12 protein-coding genes are annotated in these 12964 nt (G+C 69.9%); 6 read left to right on the plus strand and 6 right to left on the minus strand.

Annotated elements, in window-relative coordinates; all coding sequences use genetic code 11:
* The first annotated feature begins 43 nt into the window (after window positions 1–43).
* Complete coding sequence (locus tag ACZ5U5_RS13525; RefSeq protein ID WP_469020299.1) at window positions 44–1339, plus strand: MFS transporter; 1296 nt, start codon at window positions 44–46, stop codon at window positions 1337–1339.
* Between the two features lie 84 nt (window positions 1340–1423).
* Here ACZ5U5_RS13525 and ACZ5U5_RS13530 read toward each other — a convergent pair whose 3' ends face one another.
* The 6 genes from ACZ5U5_RS13530 to ACZ5U5_RS13555 all read right to left on the minus strand — a co-directional run bounded on the left by ACZ5U5_RS13530 (window position 1424) and on the right by ACZ5U5_RS13555 (window position 6664).
* Window positions 1424–2491, minus strand: a complete 1068-nt coding sequence (locus ACZ5U5_RS13530; protein ID WP_469020301.1) for a YncE family protein — start codon at window positions 2489–2491, stop codon at window positions 1424–1426.
* Between the two features lie 195 nt (window positions 2492–2686).
* A complete protein-coding gene (locus tag ACZ5U5_RS13535) occupies window positions 2687–2812 on the minus strand; it encodes a hypothetical protein (RefSeq protein ID WP_469020303.1) in 126 nt (41 codons plus the stop codon).
* Between the two features lie 71 nt (window positions 2813–2883).
* Window positions 2884–3633 (minus strand): aminoglycoside phosphotransferase family protein, encoded by a 750-nt coding sequence (locus ACZ5U5_RS13540; protein WP_469020305.1) that lies wholly within the window; start codon window positions 3631–3633, stop codon window positions 2884–2886.
* A gap of 46 nt (window positions 3634–3679) precedes the next feature.
* On the minus strand, window positions 3680–4624 hold the full coding sequence (locus ACZ5U5_RS13545; RefSeq protein WP_469020307.1) for an aldo/keto reductase: 945 nt from the start codon (window positions 4622–4624) through the stop codon (window positions 3680–3682).
* A 45-nt stretch (window positions 4625–4669) separates the two neighbouring features.
* The gene (locus ACZ5U5_RS13550; RefSeq protein ID WP_469020310.1) at window positions 4670–5608 is read right to left on the minus strand and encodes an adenosine kinase; all 939 of its coding nucleotides are present in this window, start codon (window positions 5606–5608) and stop codon (window positions 4670–4672) included.
* Between the two features lie 15 nt (window positions 5609–5623).
* Window positions 5624–6664: a LacI family DNA-binding transcriptional regulator gene (locus tag ACZ5U5_RS13555; RefSeq protein ID WP_469020312.1), complete on the minus strand. Its 1041-nt coding sequence runs from the start codon at window positions 6662–6664 to the stop codon at window positions 5624–5626.
* 336 nt (window positions 6665–7000) lie between these two features.
* On the opposite strand from ACZ5U5_RS13555, the gene ACZ5U5_RS13560 reads away from it, so the two are divergent.
* The 5 genes from ACZ5U5_RS13560 to ACZ5U5_RS13580 all read left to right on the plus strand — a co-directional run bounded on the left by ACZ5U5_RS13560 (window position 7001) and on the right by ACZ5U5_RS13580 (window position 12960).
* Window positions 7001–8272 (plus strand): extracellular solute-binding protein, encoded by a 1272-nt coding sequence (locus tag ACZ5U5_RS13560; protein WP_469020315.1) that lies wholly within the window; start codon window positions 7001–7003, stop codon window positions 8270–8272.
* Complete coding sequence (locus tag ACZ5U5_RS13565; RefSeq protein WP_363206946.1) at window positions 8273–9292, plus strand: carbohydrate ABC transporter permease; 1020 nt, start codon at window positions 8273–8275, stop codon at window positions 9290–9292.
* 5 nt (window positions 9293–9297) lie between these two features.
* A complete protein-coding gene (locus ACZ5U5_RS13570; protein ID WP_469020868.1) occupies window positions 9298–10176 on the plus strand; it encodes a sugar ABC transporter permease in 879 nt (292 codons plus the stop codon).
* 61 nt (window positions 10177–10237) lie between these two features.
* The gene (locus tag ACZ5U5_RS13575) at window positions 10238–11887 is read left to right on the plus strand and encodes a glycoside hydrolase family 13 protein (protein WP_469020317.1); all 1650 of its coding nucleotides are present in this window, start codon (window positions 10238–10240) and stop codon (window positions 11885–11887) included.
* Entirely contained in the window at window positions 11875–12960 is a 1086-nt protein-coding gene (locus ACZ5U5_RS13580; protein WP_469020320.1) for a LacI family DNA-binding transcriptional regulator, read from the plus strand. Before ACZ5U5_RS13575 ends, ACZ5U5_RS13580 begins: the two co-directional genes overlap by 13 nt.
* The last annotated feature ends 4 nt before the right edge of the window (window positions 12961–12964 follow it).

Raw genomic sequence — 12964 nt, forward strand, 5'->3', positions numbered from 1 at the left:
GTCAAGCGGGAAGTCGGGGCAAGTGGGAAACCAAGGGGGAGCGGTGGGCATCAGCCATCGGCGGGCCGCGCTGTACGCACGCATACCAGGGGGTCTCGACGGCCGCCGCATGCTCTGGATCGCCCTGATCAACAAGATGGGAACCGGACTGTGGATGGGGGCGGCCGCCCTCTACTTCACCTTGGTCACCGGACTCTCCGTCGCCGAGGTCGGCGTGCTCATGGGGGTCTCGGGCGCCGTCGGCATCGCGGGTGCGCCGCTCGCGGGTCACCTCGCCGACCGGTTCCCCGTCACCCGCGTCATCTTCGGCGCCCAACTCCAGCAGGCCATCGCACTGTTGGCATTGCTGACGACGGACAACTTCTCCCTGCTCCTGCTGTACTCGTCCGTGAACAGCCTCGCCGACCGTGGGGCCAACGTCCTCACCAAGCTGTACGCCGCCCGCATCGCGGGCCCCGATCGCACCAGGTACCAAGCCGTGCAGCGCACCGTGTCCAACGCGGGCTGGGCCATCGGCGGCCTTGCCGGAGCGCTCGCCCTCGCCGTCGGCACGGACCACGCCTACCAGGGCCTGCTCATCGGAAACGTGCTCAGCTTCCTCGTCGCCGCCTTCCTCACCCTGCGGTGCGCGGAACCGCACTCGCCCTCCCGGGTGGTCACCGATTCCACGGCGTCCGAGCGTCCTGCTCCGCCGTCGAACCCGTGGCGCGACCGCCCCTATCTGCTCTTCACCGCCACCGAGGCGGCCCTCTTCCTCGACGACGCCGTGCTCCAGGTCGGCATGCCCCTGTGGATCGTGCACGCCACGGATGCCCCGCACGGCCTCGCGCCGCTGCTCATGGTCCTCAACTGCGTGCTGGTCGTCTGCTGCCAGGTCCCGCTGTCCCGCTTCGGGAGCACGCCGGACGCGGCCCGCGCACTCCTCGTACCGCTGGCCGCCTGCTTCGTCGTCGGCTGCGCCGCGATGACCGCATCGGTGGCGGGCGGCCCTTGGCTGTCCGTCACCGCCCTGGTGGCCGCGGCGATCGCCTTCACCTTCGCGGAGATACTGCACGCCATCGCGTCCTGGGAACTCTCCATCGCGCTCGCCCCCGACGATGCCCAGGGGGCCTACCTCGGCGTGCACGGCCTTTCCTCGTCGGCCCAGCGCAGCGGGGGACCGCTCCTGGTCACGGCGGTGATCGCCGCGGGTCCTCTGGCCTGGCCGGTGCTCGGCGCGGGTGTGATCGCGACAGTCGCGGCGCAGAGCCACCTCGTACGCAAGAGGCTTGCTCGTGCGAGCGGTCCGGTGGATGCGCCCGGCGCGGCGAGAGACCGCGGTCAACGGCTCACCTCGTGACCCGTCGCTGCGTACGCGGACGCCCCGCCCGCCACGATCGCGTGGCGGACGGGGCGTCAAGTGGTTCGCGGCGTGCGCGCGAGCTCAGCGGCCAATCCGGATGCGGTGCGCCTTGTCCTGGCCCTCGGGGCCGGAGCCGGACTTGTCGACCACGAAGGCCGTACCGCCCGTCACCTGCACGTGGTTGGGGTTGGCGCCGGTGGCCAGCGTCTCGATGACGGCCCCCTTGGCGGGGTCGACGACCGTGACGGTGCCGGGGGTCCGGTTGGCGACCAGGACCTTGCCCGAACGCCGGTCGGTGGCGACGGACAGGGCGCCCGCGCCGGTCGGCACGGACTTCGTCACGGTGCCCTTTTTGAGGTCGACGACCGAGAGGCCGCCCGCGGCCTGGTCGGCGGTGTAGGCGGTGCGGCCGTTCTTGGAGAGCGCGATGGAGATCGGGCCGTCGCCGGTCGGGATGAGGCGCGGGCTCTCGCCCTTCGGGGTGATCTCGATGATCCGGTCGCCGTTGAGGTCCGCGGCGTAGAGGGCGCCGGTCCGCGCGTTGACGGCGAGGCCGGTCGGGCCCGCCCCCTCGACCGTGACGCGCTTCTTCTCCTTGAGGGTGCGGGTGTCGAAGGCGACCACGGTGCCGTCGCCGAAGCCGCTCGCCCACGCCGTGTTGTGCTTGGCGTCCACGACGACCTCACGGGCGTGGTTCACGTTGGGCAGCGAGGTGAGGTGCTTGCCGGTGCGCTGGTCGTAGACGGCGACGGAGTTGTCGCGGGTGTTCGTCGTCCAGACGGTGTTGTGCTCGTCGTCGACGGCGATTCCGTAGACGGCCTCGACGGCGCCGGTCGTGGCGTTGGTGACCGGCGGCGTGTAGGTGGCCTTCACCTTCAGGGTGCGCGGGTCGACCTTCAGCAGGCTGGAGTTGGTGACGGGCGGCCGGCCCACCGCGGAGGTGGCCCACAGCACGTTGTTCCGCTCGGAGTACGCGGACTGGTAGAGCCCCTTCACGAGCGGCGCGGACTCGACGGTCGAGCCGGACGCTTTGCCGGAGGCCTTGCCGGGCTGCGCGGAGGCGGTACCGGTCAGGGCCAGCGCACTGCCGGCGGCGAGGGCCACGGCGACTGCGGCGGTACGGCGGATGCGGCAGGTGAGTGAGGACATGCTGCGTCAATCTCCTTGACTGAGGCGCCTCCGGGGGAGGCGATCACTCGATAACTTAGCTTAGGCTAACCTAAGTCGCACGCCTCGGATTGTGTGGCGCCCGCCACATTCACGCCCCTCGACCTTACGACCCCAGAGGGTAAGGCCGATGTGAAATCCGCGTCCCTGTGCGTCAGTTGAGGGAAGGAGACAGGCTCAGGCCAGCAACTCCGCGGTGTCCAGGAACGGCCGACCGAGCTCCTCCGCACCGAAGCCGAGCACGTAGAGCCCGGTGGACACCCGTTCAAGGAATCCCCACTCCCAGATCGCCCGCTCGTCCACGCCCGTACAGTCTGCGAGCAGCCCGCAGTACGAACGGATCAGACCGCGGGCCGAAGCTCTGTCCCGGCCCTTCAACTCCGTACACCAGTCACGGAGTACGACTCCCAGGTCGTACGCGGGATCAGCGAGGAACCCGTCGGATCCACGAAGACGAAACCGGCCTCGGCCCCGGCCCGGGGCGCGGGGACCCGCAGCGCGTTGCCGGGATGGGGGTCGCCGTGCACGACGACGCAGCGTCCGGGGTCGAACGCGGAAGCGCGCCGCTCGGCGAAGGTGAGCGCCTTGGTCACGACCCGCTCCGAGCAGGGCCGCCCGAGGCTCTCCCACGACCGCCCGATCATCTCGCCGAGCCAACGGGCCTTCTCCTGGGCCGGATCGACGACCGGCTGGTCGGCGCGCGGCACTCGCCAGGCGCTCCGCAGCATGGCGCACAGGGTCTCCATCTGCTGCCGAGGAGCGAGACCGAGCCGGTCCATCGACGGCCCGAGCGCCTCCAGAAGCATCGCGCGCCGGTCGAGGTCGTCGGCCAGGAGCCGCGCATACCCCAGGCCCTCCGCCCGACGCAGGGTCTGCGCCTGGCCGTCGAAGTCCGCTGCGGGCAGCCCGACTTTGAGCACCGCGCCCCCACCGTCGTGAGTCCGGACCCGCGCCACGTACGAGGAAGTCCCGCCGGGCAACGATGCCCCCACCTCGATCGACCAGCGCCGCTCCAGTTCCCCGATGAGGCCGGGCAACTCAGCCAGCCACCGGTAGCCGAGATCTCCGAGGCTGTGGGCCTTCTGGCGTACGAGGGGCTGGACTTCGACGGCAGGCTCGGTCACGCCGTCGATTATGGCCGTAGGGGCGGGACCGGGCGTTTCGGCAGCTCTACGGCAAGGGGCCGCCGCGGGCGGTGGTCCACAGGGTGTACCACTCCTCGTGGGTGAGGTCGGGTTCGCGGTGGACGGCGTCGCGGCAGGCCAGGATGCGGTCCGGGCGGCTGGTGCCGATGACGGGGGCGATCCGTGCCGGGTGTCGTTGGAGCCACCACAGGAGGATCGTCTCCGGGGTCGTCCGCTTGCGTGCGGCGAGGTCGGCGACGAGCCGTGCGGTCGGGGTCTCGCCGCCGCCGGTGAAGCGGCCCCGGGCGAGGGCTCCCCAGGCCTGCAGCTGGATGCCGTTGGCGGCGCAGTACTCGAGCGTCCCGTGCGGGAAGCCGCTGTCGGCCGCGGCCGGGGTGTTGACCAGTACCCCGGCTTCCACCCAGTCGCGGCACTCCAGGCTCATCTCCAGTTGGTTGGCGACCAGCGGTACGTCCAGGTGCGCCCGCAGGTGCGCGATCTGCGCGGCGCTCATGTTCGACACGCCGAACCGGCGCACCAGGCCCTGTCCGTGCAGCGAGGCCAGCGCCTTCGCGATCTCCTCCGGCCCGGTCAGCGGGTCGGGCCGGTGCAGCAGCAGGACGTCGATCACGTCGGTGCGCAGCCGGGTGAGGCTCTCCTCGACCCGCTGGACGATGTTCGGCCCGCGCAGGTCGTACAGACCGGGCCGGTCACCGTCGGCCAGGCGGATGCCGCACTTGGTCTGCAGCACGATGCGTTCGCGCAGTCCGGACGCCCTGGCGAGCACCTCCCCGAAGACCGCCTCCGACTTGCCGTGCCGGTAGATGTCGGCCTGGTCGAACACCGTGATGCCGGCCTCCAGCGCGGCCTCCACGGCGGCCTCGGCCGTGGCGATGTCCTCGGCGGCGTACGGCGTGGTGTCCCAGGAACCGCCGAGCCCCATGCATCCGTACAGCACACGACCGGTGTGCACGTCGGTCCGCGATGCCATGTCTCTTCCTCCGTGTCGCTGCGTGGTGGACCCCGCCATCGTCGCTCAGGCCCGAGGTGGTTCGGTGGGCGGCCCTCCCGGTGACTCGGCGGCCAGGGAGAGGAGTTGTTCCCTGGTGATGACGTCGGTGCCGGTGGCCGGGACGGTGCAGGCATACGCCCCGGCGATCGCGCCGTAGCGGGCGCACCGCAGGGGGGACTCACCGGCAAGGCGGCCAAAGAGGTAGGCCGCGGCGAAGGCGTCACCGGCGCCGTTGGAGTCCACCACGGGCGCCGGGGGCGTGCCGGGCGGCACGTGGGACAGCTCGCCGTCGACGAGAAGGTGGGCGCCCTCGGCCCCGGCTGTCGCCACGACCGCCTCGGCCCGGCCTCGCGCGGCGATCTGCCGCATGGTCTTCTCCGGGTCGCTCAGCGCGGTGGCCGAGAGGAAGACGATGTCGGCCTCGTAGGCGAAGGCCTCGTGATACGGCTCGGCGCCGTCCCAGTCGTGCAGGTCGGTCGAGATGCTCACACCGGCCGCCCGCAGCGTGGGCAGGGCGAAGGCGCACGGATGGGTGAGGGAGACGTGGGCGTGCCTGCTCGCCGCGGCGAGGGCCTCGACCGTCGCCGTGGGCAGCCGGTCCGTGCCCTGCGCCCGGCTGTTGTCGTACAGCGAGAGACGCCGCCCGTCGGGGCCGACCAGGTTCACCGCGCGCTTGGTGCCGCCGCGCTGGAGCACCTCGGTGAAGGGGATCGCGCGCTCGCGGTGCAGCGCGCGGACCAGGTCGCCCTCGTGGTCGTCGCCGATGAGGTCGATGTGGTGGGTGCGCAGCCCCAGCGCCTGCACCCCCAGCGCGACGAAGTCGCCGGTCTGCCCGGCGCGCATGTCGATCGCGGGCACCATGTAGCTGTCGGCGTAGGGGAGCGGCAGCTCGGGGACGTACACAATCGAGTCCACGCCTGCGCCGCCGAGCACCAGGACGTCGATCTCGGTCTCAGTGGGCACGGGCGCTCCTGCTCGTCAGTGCTGGTCCGATGATGGGTCGGACCGGCCGGACGCGGTCGAGCCGCGGACCACGAGCTCCGGCATGAAGAGGAACTCGCTGTGCGGGGCGGGAGTTCCGCCGACCTCTTCGAGGAGCGTACGCACGGAGGCCTGTCCCATCGCCTGGACCGGCTGGCGGATGGTGGTCAGCGGGGGGTCGGTGAACGCGATGAGCGGCGAGTCGTCGTAGCCGACCACCGAGATGTCGTGCGGCACCCGCAAGTCCCGTTCCCGCGCGGCCCGGACGGCGCCGAGCGCCATCATGTCGCTGGCGCACACGATCGCGGTGCAGCCACGGCCGATCAGCGTGCCCGCCGCGGCCTGGCCGCCCTCCAAGGTGTAGAGGGAGTGCTCGATCAACTGCTCGGAATCCGCCGACGACATCCCGAGGCGTTCGCGCATGCCGAGCTGGAAGCCCTCGATCTTGCGCAGTACGGGCACGAAACGCTTGGGACCCACCGCGAGTCCGATACGGGTGTGACCCAGCGAGGCGAGGTGCGTGACGGCGAGCCGGGCCGCGGCGCGGTCGTCCGTGGAGACGAAGGGGCCCTGCACCTTGGGGGAGAAGCCGTTGACGAGGACGAAGGGCACGCCCTTGCCGCGCAGTACTTCGTAGCGCTCCATGTCGGCGGTGGTGTCGGCGTGCAGGCCGGAGACGAAGATGATCCCGGAGACGCCGCGGTCCACCAGCATGTCGGTGAGCTCGTCCTCGGTGGAGCCGCCGGGCGTCTGGGTGGCCAGGACCGGCGTGTAGCCCTGGCGGGTGAGGGCCTGGGCGATGACCTGGGCGAGGGCGGGGAAGATCGGGTTGTCCAGCTCGGGCGTGATCAGACCGATCAGGCCGGCGCTGCTGCGCTGCCGCAGCCGCGTGGGACGTTCGAAGCCGAGCATGTCCAGGGCGGCGAGTACGGATTCGCGGGTGCCCGCCGCCACGCCTGGCTTGCCGTTGAGGACGCGGCTGACGGTGGCCTCGCTCACCCCCGCCTGCGCTGCGATGTCGACGAGCCGTGCGGTCATGCGGGGACTGTACCGGTGATACGCCGGATTGCACACCGGTTGTGAAAGCTTGCAGAAAGTTCCGGTTCTGCAAGGAGCTTGCGGGACATCTGGGGCCAAGTGGGGGCGACCCCTGCCACCTCAGGAGCCTGTCCAGTGCGGCAAGAGCAACCGTAAGGACACACGGCGGTAACGATCAGCAGTCCTTGCAGAAATTTCCCGCAAGGTCTTTCGGGCGCTTTTCAATCCTGTTACGTTCCCTGGCAACCCGGCGCCGCGTCGAGTGCGGCTCGTAGGAGGCAGCTCTGTTGGGGGTTTCGCCTCCCCCTTGTTCCGGGATCAGTTGAAGGAGTTCACATGCGGCGTGGCATAGCGGCCACCGCACTGGTCGCGACCCTGTCCCTGACGGTGGCAGCGTGCGGTGGCGATGACAGTGACAGCGGCAGCAAGGGTTCGGGCAAGCTGTCCGGAACCGTCACTTTCTGGGACACCTCGAACGACGCCGAGAAGGGGACCTACGAGAAGCTCGCCAAGGGCTTCGAGAAGCTCCACCCGGACGTCAAGGTCAACTATGTGAGCGTCGCGTTCGGCGAGGCCAACGCCAAGTTCAAGAACGCCGCGGGCGGCAACTCCGGCGCCCCCGACGTGATGCGCACCGAGGTCGCCTGGGTCGCGGACTTCGCCAACCTCGGCTACCTCGCCCCGCTGGAGGGCACCCCCGCCCTCGACAAGGCGGACGACTACCTCCCGCAGGCCGCGGCCAGCACCAAGTTCAAGGGCAAGACCTACGCCGCCCCGCAGACCATCGACACCCTGGCGCTCTTCTACAACAAGAAGATGCTCAAGGAAGCCGGCGTCGAGGCCCCCAAGACCTTCGACGAGGTGAAGTCCGCCGCCAAGAAGATCAAGTCGAAGTCCGGCAAGACCGGCCTCTACCTGCGTGGCGACGACCCGTACTACTACCTCCCGTACCTCTACGGCGAGGGCGGCGACCTCCTCGACACGAAGAGCAAGAAGATCACCGTCGACGACCCGCAGGGCGCCGCGGCCTTCAAGGTCATGAAGGACCTGGTCGACTCCAAGGCCGCCACCACCGACGCGAGCGACGGCTACAACAACCAGCTCAACGCCTTCAAGGACGGCGACGTCGCGATGGCCCTCGACGGACCCTGGTCCATCGAAGGCGCGCTGCAGGGCAAGTCGTTCAAGGGCGACAAGGGCAACCTCGGCATCGCCCCGGTGCCCGGCGGCAGCGACCGTCAGGCCTCACCGCAGGGCGGCTGGAACCTCGCGGCCTACGCGGGCTCCAAGAACCTCGACGCGAGCTACGAGTTCATCAAGTACATGAGCTCGGCCAAGGTGCAGCAGCAGACCACCGAGAAGCTGAGCCTGCTGCCCACCCGCACCTCGGTGTACGACGTGCAGTCCGTCAAGGACAACCAGATGGTGCAGTTCTTCAAGCCGGCCGTGGACAAGTCCGTGGAGCGGCCGTGGATCCCGCAGGCCAACGCCTTGTTCGAGCCGATCCGCCTGCAGATGGAGAAGGTGCTCAGCGGCAAGACCTCGCCCGAGAACGGGGCGAAGAGTGTCGGCGACGCCTACCGCAAGCTGCTGAAGGACTACAAGTAGATGGCTGTTGACAGCAGCCAGTCTCTGGCCAAGGCCGCGGACGCCCAGGGCGCCCGCGGCCGCGGCCGGCGGACCGGCGACACCGGCAAGACTCCAGGACGGCTGCGCAGGTCGCTGTCCACGCACTGGTACGCCTGGGCCATGGTCGCCCCCGTGGTGGCCGTCATCGGCGTGATCATCGGATACCCGCTGGTGCGGGGCCTGTACCTGTCGACGACCGACGCCAACGAGGCGAACGTCGAGCGCACCATCGGCATGAACCACATCCCGGCGACCTACAAGTCCGTCGGCCTGGACAACTACACCGCGGTCCTCCAGGACGGCGTCTTCTGGGACCGGCTGACGTGGACCATCATCTGGACCGTCTCCTGCGTCGCGATCTCCTTCGCGCTCGGTCTGGTCCTCGCGAACATGCTCAACCGCAAGCTGGCGGGGCGCTCCCTCTACCGGATGGCGCTGATCCTGCCGTGGGCGGTGCCTGCCTTCGTCTCCGTGTTCACCTGGCGGCTGCTCTTCAACGAGAAGAACGGCATCCTCAACAAGATCCTCGCCGGCGGCGGCATCGACGCGATCCCGTGGCTGAACGACCCCACCTGGGCCAAGCTCTCGGTGATCACGGTCAACGTCTGGCTCGGCGTCCCTTTCATGCTGGTCGCCATGCTCGGCGGACTCCAGTCCATCCCCGGAGAGCTCTACGAGGCCGCGGAGATGGACGGCGCGAACGCCTGGCAGCGCTTCCGGCACATCACGCTGCCGGGCCTGCGGACCGTCAGCAGCACCGTGATCCTGATCAGCGGCATCTGGACCTTCAACATGTTCCCGGTGATCTTCCTGCTCACCCGGGGCGGTCCGGGAGACGCCACCGAGATCCTGGTGACGTACGCCTACCGGCTCTCGTTCGTCGTCAGTCCGCGCGACTTCGCGGGATCCGCGGCCTGGGGCGTCATCATTCTGCTGCTCCTTTCGCTCTTCGCGGTCGTTTACCGCCGCGCGCTCCGCAAGCAGGGAGAAGTGTGGTGACCACCGTGACCGACAAGAAGACGTCGACTACGCGCCGGCCCAAGGCCAAGGTCAGGGAGCGCGGCGAACGCGGGCCGCTGGCCTCGGTCGCGCTCCACGTGGGCCTCCTGATCGCCTCCGCCACCGCGATCCTGCCGCCGCTGTGGCTGCTCGTCACCTCGTTCAAGCCGACCAGCGAGGCGTTCTCCACCGACCTGGTCAAGGACTTCACGTTCCGCAACTACGACCACGTCGTCAACGACACCGAGTTCCTGAGCTGGCTCGCCAACTCCCTGCTCGTCGTGGGCCTCACCACGGTGATCGGCGTCTTCATCTCGGCGACCACCGGATACGCCGTCAGCCGCTTCAAGTTCCCCGGCATGCGGCCGCTGATGTGGCTGCTGCTGATCACCCAGATGTTCCCCGTCGCGGTGCTCATCGTGCCGCTCTACAACCTCCTGGCGAGCCTGGGCCTGCTCAACCAGCCCATCGGACTCGTCGTCACCTATCTGACGATCGCCGTGCCCTTCTGTGCCTGGATGATGAAGGGGTACTTCGACACCATCCCGGTGGAGATCGACGAGGCCGGCCGGGTGGACGGACTCAATCCGTTCGGCACGTTCTGGCGGCTCATCGTGCCGCTGGCCAAGCCCGGCCTCGCCGTGACCGGCTTCTACAGCTTCATCACCGGCTGGGCCGAGGTCGCCTACGCCTCCGCCTTCATGACCGGCGAGGAGAACCTCACCCTGGCGGGCGGCCTGCAGACCTTCGTCAACCAGTACACCAGCGACTGGGGCTCGCTGACGGCCGCGGCCGTGATCGTCGCCGTGCCCGCCGCGGTGATCTTCGGCTTCGTGCAGCGCCACCTCGTCTCCGGTCTCACGGCCGGCGCGACGAAGTCCTGACACGAAGTTCTCCTACGGCACACACCCCCCTCGCACTCGACCTCTCGATCTCAGGGAAGACATGACCCAGCATCTCGCTGCCCCTGCAGCCCCCGCCTCCGGCACCCACACGGACTGGTGGCGTGGCGCGGTGATCTACCAGGTCTACCCGCGCAGTTTCGCCGACGGCAACGGTGACGGAATGGGTGACCTCGACGGCATCCGTGCCCGTCTGCCCTACCTCAGGGACCTCGGCGTCGACGCCGTCTGGCTCAGCCCCTTCTACTCCTCGCCGCAGGCCGACGCCGGTTACGACGTCGCCGACTACCGCGCGATCGACCCGATGTTCGGCAGCCTCCTGGACGCCGACGCCCTGCTGCGGGACGCCCACGGCCTGGGCCTGCGCGTCATCGTCGACCTGGTGCCCAACCACTCGTCCGACCGGCACGACTGGTTCCGGCGCGCCCTGCGCGAGGGCCCCGGTTCCCCGCTGCGCGAGCGCTACCACTTCCGGCCGGGCAAGGGCGAGAACGGTGAACTGCCGCCCAATGACTGGGAGTCCGTCTTCGGCGGCCCCGCCTGGACGCGGACACCGGACGGGGAGTGGTACCTCCACCTCTTCGCCCCCGAGCAGCCCGACTTCAACTGGGAACACCCCGCCGTCCACGACGAGTTCCGCTCGATCCTGCGCTTCTGGCTCGACATGGGCGTCGACGGCTTCCGCGTGGACGTCGCCCACGGCCTGGTCAAGGCCGAGGGGCTGCCCGACATCGGCCGCAGCGACCAGCTCAAGCTGCTGGGCAACGATGTCATGCCGTTCTTCGACCAGGACGGCGTGCACGAGATCTACCGCAGCTGGCGCAAGGTCCTCACTGAGTACGCGGGCGAGAGGATTCTCGTCGCCGAGGCGTGGACGCCCACCGTCGAGCGTGCCGCCGCTTACGTGCGCCCGGACGAGATGCACCAGGCCTTCAACTTCCAGTACCTGGGCACCCATTGGGACGCAGCGGAGCTGCGTGAGGTCATCGACGTGTCCCTGGCCGCGATGCGTCCCGTCGGCGCCCCGGCGACCTGGGTGCTCTCCAACCACGACGTCACCCGACACGCCACGCGGTTCGCCAACCCGCCGGGGCTCGGCACGCAGCTGAGCACCGCGGGCGACCGCGAGCTCGGCCTGCGCCGTGCCCGCGCGGCCTCGCTCCTGATGCTGGCGCTGCCCGGTTCGGCGTACGTCTACCAGGGTGAGGAGCTGGGCCTTCCGGACGTCACGGAGCTGCCGGACGAGGTGCGCCAGGACCCCTCCTTCATCCGCGCGAACGGGCAGGACGGGTTCCGCGACGGCTGCCGGGTGCCGATCCCGTGGACCATCGACGGCTCCAGTCACGGCTTCGGCGCGGGCGGCAGCTGGCTGCCGCAGCCCGAGGGATGGGGCGAGCTCAGCGTCGAGGCGCAGACCGGCGACCCGGCGTCCACCCTGGAGCTGTACCGCAGGGCGCTCGCCGTACGCCGTGAGGTGCCGGGGCTCGGCGCGGGCGATTCGCTGGAATGGCTCGATGCCCCCGAGGGCGTGCTCGCCTTCCGGCGCGAGGGCTTCGTGTGCACGGCCAACACCACCGGCGAAGCGGTGCGGATCCCGGCTCCCGGCCGGATCCTCCTTGCCAACGCCGAGGTGGAGACGGCGGACGGCAAGGTCGAGCTGCCCGCCGACACCACCGTCTGGTGGGCGGTGTGACCCTTTCCCTGCCGCGGTCCGCCGATCGGGGAGACGGGGGAGACCGGTCGGACCGGGGCGTCCCGCGGCTCGCGGACATCGCGGCCCAGTCCGGTGTCAGCGAGGCCACCGCGAGCCGGGTGCTCAACGGCAGGCCAGGGGTGGCTGCCGGCACCCGGCGCCGGGTGCTCGCCGCCCTGGACGTCCTTGGCTACGAGCGGCCGATGCGACTCAAGCGGCACAGTGCCGGTCTAGTCGGTCTGGTCATCCCCGAGCTCAGCAACCCGATCTTCCCCGCCTTCGCGCAGGTCGTCGAACAGGTCCTGTCCGGGCACGGCTACACACCGATGCTGTGCACGCAGATGCCGGACGGGGCCAGCGAGGACGAGCTGGTCGAGCAGCTGGAGGAGCGCCGGGTCAGCGGCATCGTCTTCCTGTCCGGGCTGCACGCCGATACCACGGCCGACCCCACCCGGTATCTCGAACTGCACGCCCGCGGTGTGCCGTTCGTCCTGATCAACGGCTACAACGAGCACATCCCGGTGTCCTTCGTCTCGCCCGACGACCGCGCGGCCGCGCGGATGGCGGTGCGACACCTCGTGGACCTGGGGCACCGGCGGATCGGACTCGCCATCGGCCCGACCCGCTACGTCCCCTCGCTGCGCAAGGCGGAGGGGTTCACGGCGGCACTCCACGCGCTGCTCGGCCTGGAACAGGGGGAGGCCGAACAGCTCGTGCAGCGCACGCTGTTCACGGTCGAGGGCGGGCACGCGGCGGCCAGTGTCCTGCTCGACCAGGGGTGTACGGCGATCGTCTGCGGCAGCGACATGATGGCGCTCGGGGCTGTCAGGGCGGCGCGTGAGCGTGGCCTGTCGGTGCCCGACGACGTCTCCGTCGTCGGCTTCGACGACTCGCCCCTGATCGCCTTCACGGACCCGCCGCTCACCACGGTGCGCCAGCCGGTGCAGGCGATGGCGAGCGCCGCGGTGGGCGCTCTCCTTGAGGAGCTGCACGGAAACCCCGTACAGCACACGGAGTTCGTCTTCCAGCCCGAGCTCGTGGTGCGTGGCTCGACAGCGCAGGCGCGGCGCTGAAAGG

This window comes from Streptomyces sp. NPDC033177, assembly GCF_055577715.1.